Source organism: Nocardioides daphniae, assembly GCF_004777465.1.
Classification (GTDB): domain Bacteria; phylum Actinomycetota; class Actinomycetes; order Propionibacteriales; family Nocardioidaceae; genus Nocardioides; species Nocardioides daphniae.
In genome coordinates, this window is record NZ_CP038462.1 from 75,037 (window position 1) to 93,056 (window position 18,020).

The 18,020-nt window shown below is 69.6% G+C and carries 14 protein-coding genes; 11 read left to right on the forward strand and 3 right to left on the reverse strand.

Going from position 1 to position 18,020, the window contains the following annotated elements; translation table 11 throughout:
* Positions 1-105: 105 nt before the first annotated feature.
* Positions 106-1,356, reverse strand: coding sequence for a nucleotidyltransferase domain-containing protein (locus E2C04_RS00395; RefSeq protein ID WP_202977834.1), 1,251 nt, complete (start codon positions 1,354-1,356; stop codon positions 106-108).
* A gap of 431 nt (positions 1,357-1,787) precedes the next feature.
* Between E2C04_RS00395 and E2C04_RS00400 the strand changes: the two genes are divergently transcribed.
* From E2C04_RS00400 to E2C04_RS00450, 11 genes are all read left to right on the forward strand, one after another.
* Positions 1,788-2,741: a hypothetical protein gene (locus tag E2C04_RS00400; protein ID WP_135831084.1), complete on the forward strand. Its 954-nt coding sequence runs from the start codon at positions 1,788-1,790 to the stop codon at positions 2,739-2,741.
* 155 nt (positions 2,742-2,896) lie between these two features.
* Positions 2,897-3,718, forward strand: coding sequence for a type IV secretory system conjugative DNA transfer family protein (locus E2C04_RS00405; RefSeq protein ID WP_229721384.1), 822 nt, complete (start codon positions 2,897-2,899; stop codon positions 3,716-3,718).
* Entirely contained in the window at positions 3,715-4,428 is a 714-nt protein-coding gene (locus tag E2C04_RS00410; protein ID WP_135831085.1) for a hypothetical protein, read from the forward strand. The genes E2C04_RS00405 and E2C04_RS00410 overlap by 4 nt, the downstream gene beginning before the upstream one ends.
* A 17-nt stretch (positions 4,429-4,445) precedes the next feature.
* Positions 4,446-4,796: a hypothetical protein gene (locus E2C04_RS00415; RefSeq protein ID WP_135831086.1), complete on the forward strand. Its 351-nt coding sequence runs from the start codon at positions 4,446-4,448 to the stop codon at positions 4,794-4,796.
* Between the two features lie 151 nt (positions 4,797-4,947).
* Entirely contained in the window at positions 4,948-5,358 is a 411-nt protein-coding gene (locus tag E2C04_RS00420; protein WP_135831087.1) for a hypothetical protein, read from the forward strand.
* A gap of 113 nt (positions 5,359-5,471) precedes the next feature.
* Positions 5,472-6,620 carry a tyrosine-type recombinase/integrase gene (locus E2C04_RS00425; protein ID WP_135831088.1) on the forward strand — a complete coding sequence of 383 codons (1,149 nt, stop codon included), beginning with the start codon at positions 5,472-5,474 and terminating at the stop codon, positions 6,618-6,620.
* Entirely contained in the window at positions 6,617-7,798 is a 1,182-nt protein-coding gene (locus E2C04_RS18310; protein ID WP_135831089.1) for a hypothetical protein, read from the forward strand. Before E2C04_RS00425 ends, E2C04_RS18310 begins: the two co-directional genes overlap by 4 nt.
* Positions 7,744-9,090, forward strand: a complete 1,347-nt coding sequence (locus E2C04_RS18315) for a tyrosine-type recombinase/integrase (RefSeq protein ID WP_135831090.1) — start codon at positions 7,744-7,746, stop codon at positions 9,088-9,090. The genes E2C04_RS18310 and E2C04_RS18315 overlap by 55 nt, the downstream gene beginning before the upstream one ends.
* Before the next feature lie 494 nt (positions 9,091-9,584).
* Positions 9,585-9,980 carry a matrixin family metalloprotease gene (locus tag E2C04_RS00440; RefSeq protein ID WP_158630535.1) on the forward strand — a complete coding sequence of 132 codons (396 nt, stop codon included), beginning with the start codon at positions 9,585-9,587 and terminating at the stop codon, positions 9,978-9,980.
* Between the two features lie 63 nt (positions 9,981-10,043).
* Complete coding sequence (locus E2C04_RS00445) at positions 10,044-10,664, forward strand: hypothetical protein (protein ID WP_135831092.1); 621 nt, start codon at positions 10,044-10,046, stop codon at positions 10,662-10,664.
* Between the two features lie 203 nt (positions 10,665-10,867).
* Entirely contained in the window at positions 10,868-11,344 is a 477-nt protein-coding gene (locus E2C04_RS00450) for a M48 family metalloprotease (protein WP_158630536.1), read from the forward strand.
* On the opposite strand, the gene E2C04_RS00455 is transcribed toward E2C04_RS00450, so the two are convergent.
* Both E2C04_RS00455 and mobF read right to left on the reverse strand, forming a co-directional pair.
* The gene (locus tag E2C04_RS00455; RefSeq protein ID WP_135831094.1) at positions 11,341-11,832 is read right to left on the reverse strand and encodes a hypothetical protein; all 492 of its coding nucleotides are present in this window, start codon (positions 11,830-11,832) and stop codon (positions 11,341-11,343) included. The two genes, E2C04_RS00450 and E2C04_RS00455, sit on opposite strands and share 4 nt — an antisense overlap.
* A 245-nt stretch (positions 11,833-12,077) precedes the next feature.
* Positions 12,078-17,828 (reverse strand): MobF family relaxase, encoded by a 5,751-nt coding sequence (mobF, locus tag E2C04_RS00460; protein WP_238694375.1) that lies wholly within the window; start codon positions 17,826-17,828, stop codon positions 12,078-12,080.
* Positions 17,829-18,020 lie beyond the last annotated feature (192 nt).

Consider the following 18,020-nt stretch of genomic DNA (forward strand, 5'->3'; position numbering starts at 1 on the left):
GCCCGCTGCCAGGCTGGGGCGAGAAGCTAACATCGAACCAGCCCACCGCAGAACCGCTCAAACGCCGCGTCGTCGTAGGTCTCCACGTTCTTGGCTCGTAGATTCTCAGGCGAAACCGCGGGGATCGTTGCTGCCCACTGCACCCACGGCGGTGACGGCTCCGATCGGGAACCCGGCTGCGTCACAGCCCTCGGGTAGCGGGAGGACCTGTCCTCGGTCGTTCGTGCCGAGGATGTCGCGCCAGATCTTCGCGGCACGACACCTGTCTGCGGCGAGCGCTTCGCGGCCCTTGGCAGCGAAGTCCTCCAGTCTCCATGCCGTCTCGTTCCACTGGCTGGGCGAAAGTTCGGGCTGCATCTTCGTGCCGAAGACCGGGTCGGCGAGGCCCTTGTCTGCAGCCTTGCGGAACTCTGTGGCGACAGCGTCGAAGGTGCTGACGAGGAGTTCGGCGTACGAGCCACCGAAGATGCTTCCGGTCTTCCACGCATGGAAGCATCCGACTTCGACGGCGAGGCCACCGGGGCGGGCATCACCGAGGTGCACGTGACGGATCTGGCGCATGAGCCGAACGACGGGTCGGTAGGCGTTCGCTCCGTCGACGGTCGGGGTCTGGTCGCTGACGGCGAGTGCGTTGGTGTCAGCGGCGAACTGGACGGGGTTGGTCTGGATCCAGCGGCTCTCTTCCTTTCGCCACAGGTCGCGGTTCCGGTTTGGGATGCCCCAGTGCCCGGTGTCGCCCCACTTGACCGCAGGGACCGCGTCGACGCTGAACTGTTGGTCGTCAGGAAGGCTCGGGGCGGCGAAGTCGATTTTGAGGCTTCGAGCCTGCTGGGTCACACGCCCTCCACGCTCGGTGGGGCCGTACTCGTCCACCAAAACGTCACAAACCCTTTTGTAGATGATCTCCGGGTCAAAGCGGTTGGTGCGGTTCTGGAGTCTGAGGAAGATGTCGACGTCCTTGCCCGGGTACCGCGCGGTCTGCCGCGCGTAGGAACCAATGAGGATCGGATCGATCCCCCACTCCTTGAGCGTGGGGTCGGCTTCGAGCACTGCGCGAACCTCCCGCTGCGCATCCTGTGCACGCTTAGCCTTCTCGCCGTGCAGGGTCACGTTGCGGGCGGCGTCGCCGAACTGACTGCTGAGTGTTTCCACGCTTCTCCCTCGCAGGTCCTTCCCGAGACCGTGCTTCGAGATTAGTTGCCACCACCGACAGATTCCGGGTGGTTCAGGGATCGCGGCCAGCTGGAGATAGCGATCAGCTGCGATCCGGACCGCGTCCGGGTCGATCCGCAAGCACGCGGACAAGATCGACAAGGGCTGCAACAGCGTCCAGTCGAGCGTGGGGAGGTTGCTCAACCAGGCATTCGACGCATTTTCCGGCGTCGCCCTCGAGGCCACAGACATCGCTGTTGAAAACTCCACCCCGGACAGTGCCGGAGTCGTCGCCTGAACCCGAACCGCTCACCGGTTGGCGGCCGCGCTGGACCCTCCCAGCGCGGCCGGCGGCGCCTCAATGTCTACCGATTCAGTGTTCTTGAGGCGAAAGTTCGATCGCCTCGTATTCGCTGCATCTCGACAAGGCACTCGTTCGCAAGGGGCTGACGGAAGTCTCTTCAACTTTCGGAGGGACAGGGGCGTCCCCCCGCTCTGACCTGTGCAAACGCAGGATCGCCCGCACCGCTGATCCTGCGTCCCCCTCCGAATCGGGGGTTTGGGGGGACGGATGCGGGGACGCCCGCTCGCGACCTTTCTGCCGTGCACAGACACGGACGAAAGGAGCGAGTGCGATGAGTGTGGGCGACCAGCTCGGCCTCGACGACAACAGCGAACTGCTCGACCAGGCCCGCCAGAAGTGGCCCGCCTGGGTGGCCGCGGATCCACGGCTGGGGGTTGTCGAGGAGTTCGACGATCTGCGGGCTTGGCTGCCCTCGGTGGACAGCGCAGCCTCTGACGAGGTCCTCCTGGCGCTGGCCATGTTGGCGGCCCCCGATGGCGGCGACGACATCGCCGCCGCGGCCGCGCTCGCCAAGTGCCTGCTGCCCGGCGCGTGTCGGCTCGCAGGCTGGCTGAGCACGCTGCCTCCCCACGAGGTCTTCCGCGACAGCCAGCCCGTCGCGGCCGGCTCCTGGTCGGCCGTCGAGCGGATCGACGAGCTCGTGGCCTCCCAGCTGTGGATCGAGGTCCGGACGTTCAAGTGGCGCCGGCTGCGCAAGGTCGCCGCGAACATCCTGATCAACACCCGTGTCGGTGTCCTCCGCGAGGTCGGTGACTTCTTCTGCGTCTCCCGGGCCGACCGCACCTGGGCGAACACCACCCTCGTGGAGTCCTTCTCGTCCGGCGACCTGGCGGACGGCGACGCGGGAGCGTGGAGCGCCACAGCGATGCCGACCGAGCGGGTCGCCGGCGCGCTGTTCCACCGTCCCGAGATCCTCGCCGACGCCGGCCCGGAGCAGGAGGAGCAGTCGGCGACCGAGGAGCTGCTGGAGCTGCTGGCGTGGGCGTGTGAGAACCGGGTGATCAGCGCGGCCGACCGCTACCTGCTGCTGTGCCTTGTCGACGAGGCCGACCGGGTCGAGACCCGCAACCTGACCCGCGGCTGCGGCGGCCTGCTCAGCAACGAGGTGTCCAGCCGGGTCGCGCCTCGCGTCGGGGTGTCCGAGGCAACCGTCCGTCGCCACGGCTCGCGCACCGTGCGCGCGCTTGCCGCGGCCGCCCCCAGGAAGTTCGGCCATGACGAATGAGCCCAACCGTGATCGCTCCCACCGCCTCACGACACATAGGCGACTGGAGGTGGTGAAGCCCGTGCCGACACCCGCACGCCGAGCCTTTCTGGCACGGCCTCCTGCACGGGGCACTGAACGGCGACGACCGCACCGCCGGCAACACCGTCACCACGGTGCAGCAGGCGGTGTCGCTGTTCTTCCAGGCCGACATCCGGCGCAGGTGCATCCCCAGCCCAGGCCATCCCGCCACGGACCTGGCCGACGTGATCCGCCGCCGCGGCACCATCTACCTTCTCGGCCGCGAGGACCCCTACGCCTCGGCTAGCCCGCTGATGACCGCCGTGGCAGAGCACGTCTTGGACACCGGGCTGCTGCTGGCCAACAGCTCCCCGTGGGGAGGCCGGCTGTGCCCGCCCCTGGTCTCGGTGCTCGACGAGCTGCCCTCCACCGCACCGCTTCCCACGCTGCGCACCCGGATGGCCAACGAGCGGGCACTGGGGCTCTCGTTCATCTGGGCCGCCCAGACCCGTCCCCAGCTGACCAGCATCTTCGGCGAGCACGAGGCCCGCGCGCTGCTCGGCCTCACCAACACCCTGGTGATGTTCGGCGGCTCCAAGGACGTCGCCTTCAACCAGGAGATCTCCGACCTTCTCGGCCAGGTCCGGATCGGTCGACGCACCCACCGCGGCAGCGGCGGCGGCTACGAGGGCGACGACATCGCGATCATGCGGCCCGAGGAAGTCCGCCAGCTGCCCGAGCGCCAAGCCCTGGTGATCGCCGAGAACGGCAAGCCGATCATCGCCAAGCTGCACCGCTGCGTCGAAGGCAAGGCCGGCGAACGGCTCCTGGCCGACCAGCGGGCGCTGCGCGAGCGCCTGACCAACGACCGGCGCATGGTCATCACCCCCGAGGCCCGCGCCACCGCCGCGCTCGTCGAGGCCCGCCGCCTCGGCTTCGTCGACGACGAGAACGACCACACAAGGAGTGACCTGTGACCACCGAGCAGCAGACCCGCCGGGCGGCGCCCACACTGATGGTCTTCCCGTTCCCCGTCGCCGGCGACCACGTCCGGCTCGCCTACCGCGAGCTCCACATCGCCATCAACGGCACCGAGGAACAGAAGAAGGCGCTGGGCAACCACGCGCTGCTGCCGCGGCCCTGGGAACCGGCAACCTGCCTGGACCCCGAGCTGCGTCACGACCTGTGGGAGTGGCTCGAGGACGTCGTGATCTGGCTCAACCGCGAGTACACCTGGGACGTCTCCGGCCTCATCCCGAGCTGCTGGCCCCTGCACCCGCACCTGGTCCACGAGATCGCCGTCCTGGCCGACCAGCGCCGACGTGCCGGCCTGGCGCTGACCAGTGACGCGCTCGAGGAGTGGCACCGCTACTGCCTGACGGCGTTCACCGACCGCATGCGCAACAGGCTGCGCGCGCACTGCGATGACGAGCACAAGAGCTGGCCAGCCAAGCCGCGCCACAACGAGCACCTGGCCGACGCCAGCCGCCAGCGACGCGAGAACACCTTCGCCCACGACATCGACGCCCTGCCCGTCAACCGCCGGGCCCACGAACAGCCGCCCGCACCGGCAGGCCCGCCGCGGCTGGGCCTGGTCGACCTCGACACCGGCGAGATCCACGCCGACGACGACGAGCTGGGCGGCGCCGGGCCGCGCACCCGCACCGAGAAGGGACCGAGGGAATGACACAGGCAACGATGCACGTGAAGGAACGCTCCGAGGCGATCCAGCGCGCCCAGCGCGCACTCAAGGCGCTCGGCGAGCACCCGCGCTCGAGCAAGAAGGAGCTCGGCCACGCGCGCGAGCACGTGAACGCCTGCTACTCCCACGCCTCCGGCGAGCATGTGTGGAGTGCCGTCGCGCAGGTCGAGGCGATGGCCGAACGCCGCTACGGCGTGCCGAGCACCGAGGAGCAACGGCAACAGACCGAGGCAGCGGGCGAGGACCTCGAGGAGCCGGCGACAGCCGCACGCGGCCGAGCGGCGGAGGACCGCGCGATCCCTTCCACGTCGTCGACGACGGACGTAGAGCTCACGCCCACTTCATCGCGATGAAGCGGCCGCGACGGCCTCGAACCGGCCTCACAGCGCTTCTGAGAGACGCGGAACCCCGCCTCGCGGGCACTCCCGACCCGTCCGATTGTCAGGGAGCGATTCTGAGCGCGCTCGCCGCGGCCGACGGCCGGGCATAGAACGGCCCGATCTGATGACCCCAGCGCTCCTCCTCATCGTGGCGATCGCCTACCTCGGCGGCGCCGTCCTGGTGGTCGCAGCGCTGGCGAAGGCGCTCTCGTCCTGGTCCGCCAGCTGGCGCAAGCGCAGCCACGCTGCCCTGGCCGACGAGGGCCTGCAGGACAAGGCCGCCGCGGCGATGGCGGCCGCCGCCGCGCTCGCGAACGTCGCGCCCCCGGCGACCGACGTCGTCGCCTACCTCGGGACGCCCACCGGAGACGACGCACGACCCGCGGGCGATGGTGGCCTGGCCGTGACCCGCTTCCGGTCCGGGCACCCTGCCACCGTGGTGTTCGCGCAGGCCGCACTCACCGGCCTGAGCCCTACGGCGCTTCAAAGCCTGGCCGCGCACGACCTATTGACCGCACCAACTGGAGTGTCCTGAGCCGTCCCCGGGCGACCAGTGCGGCACGACTCGCCGGTCGATGGGGATGTCCGCCGTTCCCGAGGCTTTGCGTGCTGCCGTTCGTCGCGACGACGAGCGGAAGGACATCTGGGATGGAGCGTGACGTGACGGCTTTGGTCGTCCCGACCATCGGCGCCGTGGCCAGCATCGACGCGGCGCCGGGCACGGTGCTGCTGGATGCGACTGGCGAGCCGGTCGAAGAGGTCAGCGAGTTCTTCGCCACGATGGTGGCCTGCGGCGCGAGCTTCAGTTCGCTGCGGTCCTATGGCCTGGCGCTGCTGCGTTGGTGGCGGTTCCTGGCTGTCATCGAGGTGCCTTGGCAGCGCGCGGGCCGGATCGAGGCACGCGACTTCGTGTTGTGGATGCGGCTGGTGGGCCCAGCAGGCCGGCCGGGCGGGTACGCGCCGGCGACGATCAACCACGCCCTCGCGGTGGTCAAGATGTTCTACGCCGACCGGACCCGCGCCGGCGACGGGCCACTGGTCAACCCGGTCCCCGACGCCGTCCATCGAGCCGGACGGAGGTCCCAAGCGCATCACAATCCGATGCAGCCCTTCGCGCCAGGACCGCGGGCGCCACTGCGGCAGAAGATGCCTGAGCGGATTCCTCGCCACCTGCCCGACGGGCTCTTCGACGAGCTGTTCGCTACGTTGCGCTCGGACCGGGACCGTGCCCTGCTGGCGTTCTACGTCTCGACCGGTGCCCGCGCCTCTGAACTCCTCGGCGTCACCGTGGACCTCGTGAATCCCGGCGACCAGCGCATCGGCGTACGTCGGAAGGGCTCGGGCCGGTTGCAGTGGCTACCCGCCTCCGCGGATGCGTTCGTGTGGCTTCGGCTCTACGAGCAGCAGACCGAGCGTCCGGCCGGCGAGCAGGCGTTGTGGCTGACCCGGCGACGTCCGGTGCGCCCGCTGACCTACTCGGCAGCCCGGCGAATGCTGCAACGGGCGAACGAGTCGCTGGGCACGGCCTGGACGCTGCACGACCTGAGGCACACCGCCGCTCAGCGGATGGTCGACGACCCCGCCATGTCGTTGACCGATGTGCAGTGGGTGCTGGGCCACGCCCACATCACCACGACCCAGCTCTATCTGCGTCCGCGGGAGGAAGAGGTCGTCGCCCGCGTGCTGGCCCATCACCGCGACCGGGTTGAACGGCCGTCCACACCACCACCGCCTGTGGACACGGCGGGATACTCCGCCGAGGTGCTGGCGGTGCTGTTCGGCGGGACACGGCCATGAGCGACCACATCGACCCGGTCGCCCACCTTCAGAAGGCCGCGCGCCCGTCGCGCAACGTGCCCGCCAACAACGGTGGCCTACGCCCCAAGGCGCCGACCCCGACGCTTCCGACGCCGGCGATCGCCCGGCCGACAGTGTGGGCCGCCTCCCAGATGAGCTATGAGGAGTTGCTCGCCGCGGTCCGCGACCTGGAATCCGCGAACGGCACCACGTTGTCGAAGCAGATCCGCAGCCAGGTGTTGTTCGCGGAAACCCTCCTCGGTTGGCTGCTGAGGTTCCCCGGGGAGTCGTGGCAGCAACGGTGGCACGCCTCCGGTGCGGACGCAGCCGGAAGGGACTGGACCGCCTTGGCCGCCGAGCCCGACAGACACGGGCACCTTGTCGCTGCTGCGGGCAGGCTCCTGCTGCTGGACGTGATCCGTCCCGACTACTCCTGGCTCTACGCGACCCAGGCCACACCCAGACTCTACGAACGGCTCCGGACGCTGCGTGATCCCGCGGGGTTCGCCGACATGGAGCGTCTTTGCGACGCGGATGCGCGGATGCTGCCGAGCGACCGGCGCCAGGCGTTGAACCAGCTCACCAGGATGCTGGTCCACAACGGCGGCACGTTGGGCGACATCACCCTGCCGGACTGCATCGAGGCCCACCGTGCGCAAGACGGCTACCGTGGCCGGTCTCACCCCCGCTGGTACACGCTGCTCCGGGAGGCCGCGATCCTGCCGGCCGACAGCCCGCCGACCATCTTCGCCGCGTCACGGCGAGGGCAGTTGACGATCGAGGAGATGGTCGACCGCTACGACGTCGTGTGCCGTCCGGTCAGAGACCTGTTCGTCGCCTACCTCTACGAACGCCGTGCCGCGATGGACTACAACTCCATCCGCTACCTCGCGGCCAAGCTCGTCCTCTTGTTCTGGCGCGACCTGGAGATCCACGAGCCCGGCATCGAGTCCCTGCACCTGACCGACGAGGTCGCGCGTCGCTGGAAGACCAGGCTCAGCGGCCCGGTGCTGTACGGCAGCAACCGCGTCGGGAAGAAGCGCGAGGACCCCTACACGATCCTCATGGCCGTCCGTGCTTTCTACGCCGACCTCTCCCACTGGGCGCTGGAGGACTCCGCCCGATGGGCCACCTGGGCCGCACCCTCCCGGTCAACTCCCGCGACCTGGCCGGCATGACCAAGATGCTCAAGCAGTCGCGGTCGCGCACCCACCAGCGCATCCGGGAACTCGCGCCCCTACTTCCACGGCTCGTCGACGCAGCCAGCGACACCCGAGCGGCAGCCAAGGAGCTGCTCGATGCCGCCGCAGCGACCCCGCCCGGCCAGTCGTTCACCCAGGATGGTCACACGCTACGACGAGCGACCCTGAGCGACGACGGGAGCCGCGGCCGGAAGGTCAGTCGTGGCCACGTTTACGTCGACAATCCGGAGTCCGGCGGCACCAGCGACCGGCCGCAGGACAATCGCCGGAACCTAAGCCTTGAGGCCGACCGGGCGTTCTGGGCGTGGGCGCTGGTCGAGGTGCTGCGTCACACCGGGGCACGCATCGAGGAAGTCCTCGAGATCACCCACCGTTCCTTCGTGTCCTACCGGCTGCCCTCGACTGGTGAGGTGATCCCGATGCTGCAGATCACCCCGTCCAAGACCGACAAGGAGCGGCTCTTGGTCATCGGCCCCGAGCTCGCAGTGGCGTTCGCCGAGATCATCTCCCACGTCCGCGGCGACAACGAGCAGCTGCCGCTGGTCAGCCGCTACGACAGCGCCGAACGCGTGCACAGCCCCGAGCTTCCGTACTTGTTTCAACGGCCCTATGGGATAGGCAGGACCGCGATGAGCTCCTCCTACGTCATCAAGCTGCTCGACGAGCTGGTCACCACCGCGAAGATCACCAACAACGGCGGCACACCGGCCAAGTTCAGCCCCCACGACTTCCGAAGGATCTTCGCCACCGAGGCCGTAGCGTCCGGCCTGCCCGTGCACATCACCGCCAAGATCCTGGGCCACGACTCGATCGCGACGACCCAGACCTATGCGGCGGTCTACGACCAGGACGTGATCGAGAACCACCGTGCCTACATCGCCCGCCGGCGAGCACTGCGGCCGTCTCAGGAGTACCGCGAACCCACCGACAGCGAATGGGACGAGTTCCTCGGCCACTTCGCCCAACGCAAACTCGAACTCGGCACCTGCGGGCGTGCCTACGGCACCGGCTGCCAACACGAACACGCCTGCATCCGCTGCCCCATGCTCCGTCCCGACCCCGCACAGCACCAACGGCTTCAGCAGATCATCGACAGCCTCGACGGCCGGATCGCCGAGGCCAGCAATCGGGGCTGGCTCGGCGAGGTCGACGGCCTGCGAACCAGCCGCGCCGCCGCCGAACAGAAACTCACCCAGATGCAGCGCACCGCCACCAACCTCGGCCTGCCCACCGTCCGGAGCCGACTCGACCCGTCGCCGGATGCGTAAGGCGAAGCTCTCTCGCCGTCAGGCCACGAACAGGCCGCGGAGACCCGGGGTGGGTGTCGCCCCATGACCGCCGTTCTAGCCGACGACGCGAAGTCCATCGCGGTCGCGCTCGTTGCCGCGTGGCGATCGCTCCGAGGCCCAGTCGTCGATCGGCTGAGGCGGCGCATGAAGCTGCGGGAGAGTCTCGAACTCCGCGCGATGGGATCCAGTGTCAACCCCGGAACCAGCCGAGAGTGACACGCGTCACACTGGTGTATAGTCGCTATCGATCGGCCAAGAGCGAATCCGATGGCGTCGGTCGAAGCGTCGTTGCGAGGGAGGGTCCGCCAGTGCGGTCATAGAGAATGCGTAGTCTCTGTCTCGGCTCGGCAGCCGTTGTCTGCCTAGGATTTCTCGTCGTTGCTCCAGCCATGGCTGACGAGTGGGGTTCCCAAGACGGCAACACTGGTGCGCACCCCGATGAGGATCCGCACTCGTATTGTCTGGGGAGTTCCGTGTCTGCTGACCTCGAGGAGAACATCGACGCCGCAGCATGGAACGCACTTGATCCCACGCAGGTTAACGTCAATTACAGTTCGACCTGCCAGTTGACGGGCGCGGGCGAGACGGATGTGGTGTGGACTCAGGGGAATATCGCATCTGGGGCACTCGCGTGGACCGACTGCGACGACTACGAAAGCGACCCTCCGACAAATCAGTGCGACCAGAATTACGTCCGCGTCGACTTGGCAACGGTCAATCAAGGGGTGGACGACGAGATCGATCAGACCATAACAACGTGCCATGAGTTCGGGCACACCGCAGGCCTGTCGCACGGTTCGACCCAGGACGACTGCATGGAGAACGTGTCAACCTCCAATCACAAACGCGCTCAAGTGGCGTCGCTATAGCGCTCACCACATCGATGACCACATCAACCCGTGGTTCTGATCTAACGAGAAGGGACGGTTGACATGGCAAAGCGATGGTTCGCCGCGACGCTGAGTATTGCCGTGCTCTTCGGGGTAGGGGCATGCTCGAACGAGAAGACTCAAGCCACTTCACAGGCGAACTCGCCGGTAGCGGACTCGGAACGCGCAGATCCTTCTGCTGCTCTGGTCGCGCATCTACGCGACACGTCCTCGGCTCGGTACGAGCCGTTCGAAACACCGAAGGACATGCTTTCTGACGCTGACGTCGCGATCATGGGTGAGGTGGTCTCCGTAGAGCTCGCGATGATCAGAAACGAGTTCGACGGCCAAGGCGGAGTTGTTGTAGGAGTCCGACCTCTAGAGGTTTGGAAGGAACCCAAAGGCGAGCCGGCCGAGTTGACGTACTTCGTGGTACGCCGCGCAAAGAACGTCGGGGTCGAACCCTTCCGCGCAGGACTTCCCGTTGGCCATAACGTCGCGATCTTCGGATACACGTCCGATGTTCAGTTCATAGAAGGCGATCCTGGCCAGCCCATCCTTGAACCGGCACCTCAGGGTCTGTTCATCGAGACCGACGCCGGGTTGGCGAACGTGTACGCCCCCGGCGACGACGGCTGGCCAGAGATCAAGACGATTAAGGATCTTGCCGCCTCGATTCAATAGTGTCTGGGAACTGCTGCGTCGACATGCGAGATGGGAGTTATTAGGCGTAGTGCGGATGGACCCCCGCGTGCGGAATTTGCAGCAGGACGCACGCTGCGATCGGTCGGACAAGAGACGCCCAGCCCGAGATAGGATCTCGATGCGAGATCCAACCATCCAGTGCGGGTTAGCACGTTCGGGGCCGCCCGGCACACCTGAGTGGCGTGATAGGCCGCGATGAGCCAGCCGGTTCGCTTTGGTGCAGAAAAGAGCTCGGCCACGTCGTCCGACGTGAGCACTCCTCGGCCGCGGCGCGCTACGGCTGGCTGGTCGGCTACCTGGCTCTGATGCTGGCCGGCGGAGGGCTCACCGCCACGGCTCTCCTGGCCGCGCCCCAGATGGCGGGGCCGGCGATGCTGGCGACGACGAGCGCCGCATTGGCTTTCCTCGGTCTCCAGGTCGCCTTCGACCGGCGCGAAGAGATCGCCGCCGACCTGTTCGCCGTAGACCTGACCCGCGACCTCGAGGCAGCCGCCGAGCTGATGAGCTTCTACGAGGAGAACGTCACCAAGCCCCCGACCAGCGGTGGTCTCGGCCGAGCCTGGGCGCAGTTCGAGCGCCGCTGGTTCGCGACGCACCCGGCCCCCCAGGCCCGGCTCGCAGCGATGCGGCGACACCTGGTCGACCAGCAGACCGACTAGCTCTCGCCGCTTCGTTCTGCCAGGGCCAGCGACCGCGGCGCCGTGCCGTAGGTCAGCACTCCCTCCTTCGCCAGCAGGCGGACGATCCTGGCCCGCAACGCCGGCGGCCAGCCCAGCTCGTCGCCCAGCTCGGTCCAGGTCGGTCCGGTGCCGGTGCGCTCCCAAACGCCGGCGACATAGGCCGCGGCTCGGTCAGCGTCACGCGCGGCCGCATCACGAGCGGCAGAGGAAGCCTGCGCTCTGGCCTGCTGCTGCTCGTGCCAGCCAGCCTCGAAGGCCGCCAGCGCGGGCGCGGCCCACCCCGGGGACTGGGCGGTGAGGTGCACCGCCAGTCGATGACGCGGCAGTCCAGGTCTGCCCGCAGCACCGACCAGGTCGACGTACTCGGTGACCAGGTCGTCCGGGGGAGTGCCCTCGTAGCCGGCGGCCGCGAGGAACTTCCGTACCTGGGCACGTGTCGCTCGCCGGGGCTGGTTCGTGTCGGGCATGGCACCTTGATCGGCTGGGGACGGGGCCGCCCAAGGCTAGCGATCGACCGCGGTCGTGGCTCGAACTTCAGCGGCGCGGGGTGCCGCGGCGAGGCGGCCGCGGACCATTCACGTCCTGCCGGTCGCGGGCCGCACCTTGCGACCGTGGCGGTGCCGGGCTGCCCTCGCCGGTGTCGATCGGGATCTCGAGGCGAGACACGATCCGGTAGCGCAGATCGCGGGCGGGGCTGTCGCCCAGCGGCTTCTCAGCGACCAGGCCGCGTGTGGCGGCGTCGACGTCGTGACCCTGGTCGTGGCCCTCCTGCAGCATTGCCGCGGTGGCCGGCCAGTCGCCCTGCTCGAGCAGACGCGGGTCGAGCTCGCGGGCCAGGGGAGCCCACCGCTCGGCGGGGGTCTTCTCGGCCGCGGCAACGAGGCGGGCGCGAACCTCGCTGCTCTTGTGGAGCTCGGCCAGCGCCGCCTTGCGCGGGTCGGCGTCCCAGGTCTTGACGGCGTCGCGCAGGTCGCGTCGCGCCTGCAGCTGGGAGAGCTGCAGGCGGGCCCGGATCTGGTTGACGCCCGGCTCCCAGGCGCGGCTGGGACGGGCCGAGAGAATCCTCATGGCCGCGACTCGCGCCTGCTCGGGGGCGAGGTTGTCGAGCCGCTCGGTGAGCATGGTCGCCAAGCGAGCGGAAGGCCGGCTGGCCGCTGGACACCGCCGCCGTGAGCGCTGCAGGCCCTCGCTGGGCGAGCAGGTCGGCAGGGTCCAGGCCGTCGGGGAACCGAGCGTAGCCGGGGTCCAGGCCGTGCGGGGTAAGCATCCAGAAGTCGCGCTCGGCCGCGACCTGGCCGGCGAGGTCGGCGTCGGTGGCCACGATCGGGTCGCGGCCCACCGCTGCCAGCTGGGCGGCCTGCTCGTCCGTCAGCGACGTGCCGAGCGGCGCCACACCGAGGTAGAGGCCGGCGCTGGCCAGCGTGACCGCCACGGCGTCCATCGGGCCCTCGACGATCACGGGGACAGCGCCCTCGGCGAGCAGCTCGTCGACGACACCGAACAGCTGAGCGCCCTTGTGGAACAGCGGGGTGTCGGCGGTGTTGAGGTACTTCGGGCCGCCCTTGTCTGCGTCGGTGAGGTCGGGCCGGCGTCGGCCGACGAAGCCGAGCACCTCGCCCTGGTGGATCACCGGGAACATCACCCGGTCGCGGAACCGGTCGATGAGGCGACCGGTGCTGGCCTCGGTGGCGACCCCGGTGGCCACCATCTCGGTGTCGCTGACGCCGCGACCGCGCAGGTGGTCGACCAGGTTGGTCCACCCGGCCGGCGCCTGCCCGGGGCGGAACCGCTCGTCGCCGGCGAGGTCGACTCCGAACCGTCCGGTGAGGTAGTCGCGGCCCCACGAGTCGGCGAACCGTGCCTCGAAGAACGCCTGTGCCATGTCGTTGATCTCGAGCATGCGTTCACGCGAGACGGGGGAGGCGTGCCACTCGTCGGCCCGCTGGTACATGAGCCGGAGGTCGGCGTCAGTGGGCTCCAGGCGGGTGCCGCCGAGGTCGCGGATGTAGGCGGCCAGGGTGAGGTCGGGTTCGACGTACTGGTCCTGGTCGACGTCGACCATGTCTTCAGCGGTGGCGGCGACGGCGTGACCGTCGGCCGTGTGCTCGTCGACGTCGACCAGGTGCTCGTCGTACGGGCCGGGGTCTTCGGCGAGCGGCCAGCCGGTCCAGTCGGGGTCGGTGGCGTGGTCGACGAGCGTGGCCGGGTCCGGCTCGACGCCGTCCCACAAGTCCGCCGGCGGCTCGTCGAAGTCGTAGGCGTGCGCGTGCTCATCCGGGGCGGTCTCCAGCGCGATCGAGGTCCGCCAGACCAGCGCCTGGCACTCGTCGACGCCCTCCCAGCCGTCGCTCGGCATCGCCCGCCCGGCACCCAGCAGGTCCTCGACCTGCCAACCGCGCTGCACGCCGTGGTCCACGTTCGCCACCAGCGCGGGCCACCAGGTGCTGGCCTGGATGCTCGCGGCGCGCTCGTGACCGAACAGGTCCGCCAGCCGCGGCGTCCACTCGGTGGTGACGCCCTCACCGTGGGAACCATCGCCGATCTGGGAGGCCACGGCCGGAGTGAGCTGACGAGCCATGCGCCACCACACGGCCGCCGCAGCGTGCTCGTCGGGCAGCGGCCCGGCCGGGTGGTCGGATGCGGTGGCGGTGCGCAGCATCTGGTGGGCGGTGACGCCGGCGCGAGACATCGCGGCCAGGCGCTCGGCGAGCAGCGGGGTGAACTCGTCGTCGCGGACCTGCGGGGCGAGAGAGTAGAGCAGCTGGCGCCATTCCTTGAGGGCCGGCGTGTGGTCGCCGGTGACGGCGCGGTTGAGCCGTCGCTGCCAGGTCGCGGAGGCCCTCTGCAACTGCGGTGCACCGGTCGGTCGCCGGTCGTCGACCGGGACCTGCATGGCGGCCCGCCAGACCTCGACGTCGGCCACCGTGGCGGCCTCGGGCCGCAGACCGTTCTGGGCCCACACCGGCAGGGCGCCCTCGTCGGTCGCTCGCGTGTGGACCTGCTCGGCAAGCTGTGCGACCAGGTGCGCGCGCTGGGAGAGGTAGGCACCCCAGTGCGGGTCCTCGGCCAGGCGGGCCGGAACAGCCGGCATCCACGGCAGCGGCCCGGCGCCGGCGTTACGCAGGCCCGAGGCGTCCAGGCGCCAGTCAAGGACCGCGGCGCGATCGTGCGCGCTCTCAAGCTCCCGGTCGCCGGCGGCCGCCCGAAGTGCGTCGACGGGGTTCTCGCCGGCCGCACCGAGCAGCAGCAAGTGGGCCCGCAGGGTCGGCCAGGCAGCCTCGTCGGCCAGCCCGGGAACGAGCGTCTCGACCGCGTTGTCCATGGCGTCGACCACGCTGACCGGGGCACCGTTGGCGCGCTGGCCGACGTGCTCGTGGCGCAGGAGGTCCTCGGCGGCGACGTAGAGGCTGTCGAGATAGCGCTGGGATGCCTCGCCGAGCCGGGTGGCCGGGTCGGCCTGCTCGCGGATCAGGCTGGTCGCGGACCGCTGCGTGTCGTCGCGCGCCAGCATCGACTCGAGGATGTCGGTCGGCGTGAGCGGCCGGACCAGGGTCGGGTGGATCACCGAGTGCGGGTCGCCGTCCCCGACCACCTCGAGGTACACGTGGTTCGCGTGCGCGCCGCGAGTCATCATCGTGTAGAGCTGCTGGCGCGACTCGCTGCCGGTGGCCAGGCCGTGCATCGTGTCGGCGGTGACGCCCTGGGCGGTGTGCACGGTGCACGCGTAGCCGAGCTCGGTAGATCGGGCGACGTAGTCAGCGGGCAGCCGCACGGTGCGGCCGTGCTGGGTGTGCTGGACCGTGAGCTCGCCGCCGCCGTGGATCTCCAGCACGTTCCACCGGTCGCCGTTCTTGACCCAGTCGGTGGCCGAGGTCCGAAGGCGACGGTCGTTCTCACGGGTGATGATCAGCTCGCCGATCGAGGCCTCGTTGCCGTCGGCGAGCCGGCGGACCGGGCCGCTGGCGGCGACGTCGGCCGGGTCGATTCCCTCGAGCCGGTGCGCGCGGGCCTGCTGGTTCAGCTCGCTGACCAGGTCGCGGGTGGGAGCGAGCATGATCGAGTCCAGCCCGTCGGCGCGGTCGGCCTGCCAGGCCGCGAAGACGTCCTCGGTCATGGTGGCCAGGTCACCGACGTGGACGCGGCCGCGGTCGAGGTAGAACCCCAGGGCCTCGGTCTTGCCCTCGCGCAGCGCGAGCGAGGCGGCGCCCTCGGCGGGGTCCTTGAACCGGACGAGCTCGGTCAGCTGCAGGGCTCCGTGGGTGGCGCGGATGTCGCGCAGCACGCCGCCGGCGCCGATCGCGGACAGCTGCTGGTCGTCGCCGATCAGTCGGACGCTGCCGCCGCGCTCGAGGATGTAGGAGACCGCCGCGTCCAGCGAGAGGGTGTCGGCCATCCCGGCCTCGTCGATGACCACGAGGGTGGAGGAGTCGATGCCGGCGACCCACGCGGGCATCGCGGCGCCGGACTCGCGGGCCTCTTGCAGCGAGTGGGTCAGCTTGGCCAGGGTGTCGGTCTGGGTGTCGATCTGGGAGCGCAGGGCGTCCGCGGCCGCCGCTGAGGGAGCCAGGCCGATGATGGTGCCGCCGCCATCAGCCCAGGCGCTGGCCAGGGCTCGCATCGCGGTGGTCTTGCCGGATCCGGCGGGCGCGATCGCCAGTTGCAGGCGGGCGCCGGAGGTGGCCATCTCCTTGACCAGGGTGGCCTGTCCGGCGTTGAGGGTGATGCCGTTGGCGGTCGACTCCAGCAGTGCCAGGTCGACCGAGGGTGCCTCGACGGCGTAACCGTCGTGGCGGCCGGCGCCCTCGACCAAGCGCTGCTCGGCGGCCAGCACCTTGCCGGAGGTGAACAGCTCGGCGCCGCTCTGGGTGTAGACCGAGGCCCCGTCCGCGCGCCGCAGGTCGACCGGTTCGCTGATGGTGTCCCAGGGGCGGGCCATGCTCACCGAGCGGCCGTCGAGGACCTCGCCGACGAGCAGGTCGACGACCTGGGAGACCTGGTTGGTGGGCACGTTGGCGCCCCGGACCTGCCGCTGGGCCTCGGCGTAGACGTGCCAGTACTGCCAGGTGCTCCGGGCTCCCTCCATCGTCGACACGATCCGGTCGCTGGTCTTGGCGAACCAGGCCGAGTCGGCCAGCGACCGCGCTGCGCCCTTCGGGTTCAGTGCGCCGTGGACCATCTGCTTGACCCGCTGCGGGGTGCCCAGCACCTCGATGGCCTCACGGCTCCAGGTGTCGCGCTGCTCGGCCAGCGAGCGCGGATCGTGCTTGGCCTCGCGGGTCTCCAGCGTCGCCTGCTGGGACAGCTGGATGGTCTCCACCGGCGTGGGCGGCCGCCCGTGGGTGGCCTGGAACGCGGCCGCGAGGACCGTGCGGCGGTCCTCGACGTTGGCGCGGCGCTTGGAGAAGCGCCGGTTCAGCTCGGGGTCGACGCCGACGATCTCGCGCACCGGTCGCTTGCGGGCGTCCTCGTTCGGCCGCTCCTCGAACCGCACGCCGAGGGCGTCGACCAAGTGCCGCTCGAGCGCGGTGTTGTAGGTCTCCGACGCCGAGACGACCGCCTTGTGGAGCGGCCGGCCGTCGATGGCCAGCCACTTGCCGTCGAGGGTCTGGACCTTGTTCGCCACTGCGACGTGGGTGTGCAGGTCAGGGTCGCCGGCACGGGAGTCGCGGTGGGTGAACGCCGTGGCGATCAGGCCGCGGACGTCGACCTGGCGGACGCCGTTGGTGCCGCGGCGGGTGAACAGTGCCTTTGACTCGATGAAGCCCAGGGCGTCCTTGATGGCCGCCTGGTGGGCCCGCTCGATGACCGCAGCGGTCTTCGGGTCGGAGATCGCCCACAGCACCGAGACGCTCTTCACCGGGGAGAAGGTCAGGTCGTAGCCGGCCACGGCGTTGGTCTTCGGGCGGGAGTGCTTGGCGATCGCGGCGGCCAGCTCTCGTGCGTCGGTGGGCTCGCGGCCGTGCTCGGCACGGAAGAACTCGGTGCCCACCTCGGTGCGGACCTTGGCCCGGTCGGCTGCGGGGACCGGCCAGTCACCCGGCAGGCCGGCGGCCTCGTTGATGGCCGCGATGCGCTTGGCGACCTCGATCCGGAACGGGCTGATGTCGTTCTCGTAGACCTTGTACGGCGTCCCGAGCTGGCGGGCGGTCTTGTAGTCCGCCTCGGTCGGCCGGTCGACTCCCTCGCGGCCGATGCGCAGGTCCAGATCCTTGGTCCGCTGCGTGGCCAGCGGGTGGTGACCGGAGCCGAACAGGCTCTGCATGTGGTCGGCGGTGACGATGTCGCCGGCGTCGATGCCCTCCAGGCCCTCAATGCCCGAGCCGACCCACACCCCGGGGGTCTCGCCCTTTCGGTGTAGTAGCTCGGCCAGCCCGGTGTGGCCCTTGTCGGTGGCATCCAGCGCTGCGACCTGACGGGTCAGGTAGTCGTACCCCGACCCCGCCGTCAGCTTGTGGAGGCTCATCGTCACGGTCCCCTACGTGCGCGCGGGCGCGCGGTGCGATCACTTCCGGCCGGATTTCTGATGTGTTCGTTCTATTCGGCAAACCGAGAATGCAAGAGGTGTGTGGCACTTCGTTGGTCGCGAGAAATCGGGGGGACGCTGAGGGGTGTCGGTGACGGCGCGGTCGTCGGGTTCGGACTGGCTGGGCTCGTC

Bases quoted from the DNA above. Each gene is read 5' to 3' on its own strand.
- E2C04_RS00400 (WP_135831084.1), top strand. From the start codon at position 1,788: ATGAGTGTGGGCGACCAGCTCGGCCTCGACGACAACAGCGAACTGCTC.
- E2C04_RS00420 (WP_135831087.1), top strand. From the start codon at position 4,948: ATGACCCCAGCGCTCCTCCTCATCGTGGCGATCGCCTACCTCGGCGGC.
- E2C04_RS00425 (WP_135831088.1), top strand. From the start codon at position 5,472: ATGGAGCGTGACGTGACGGCTTTGGTCGTCCCGACCATCGGCGCCGTG.
- E2C04_RS18310 (WP_135831089.1), top strand. From the start codon at position 6,617: ATGAGCGACCACATCGACCCGGTCGCCCACCTTCAGAAGGCCGCGCGC.
- E2C04_RS18315 (WP_135831090.1), top strand. From the start codon at position 7,744: ATGGGCCACCTGGGCCGCACCCTCCCGGTCAACTCCCGCGACCTGGCC.
- E2C04_RS00445 (WP_135831092.1), top strand. From the start codon at position 10,044: ATGGCAAAGCGATGGTTCGCCGCGACGCTGAGTATTGCCGTGCTCTTC.
- E2C04_RS00455 (WP_135831094.1), bottom strand. From the start codon at position 11,832: ATGCCCGACACGAACCAGCCCCGGCGAGCGACACGTGCCCAGGTACGG.
- mobF (WP_238694375.1), bottom strand. From the start codon at position 17,828: ATGAGCCTCCACAAGCTGACGGCGGGGTCGGGGTACGACTACCTGACC.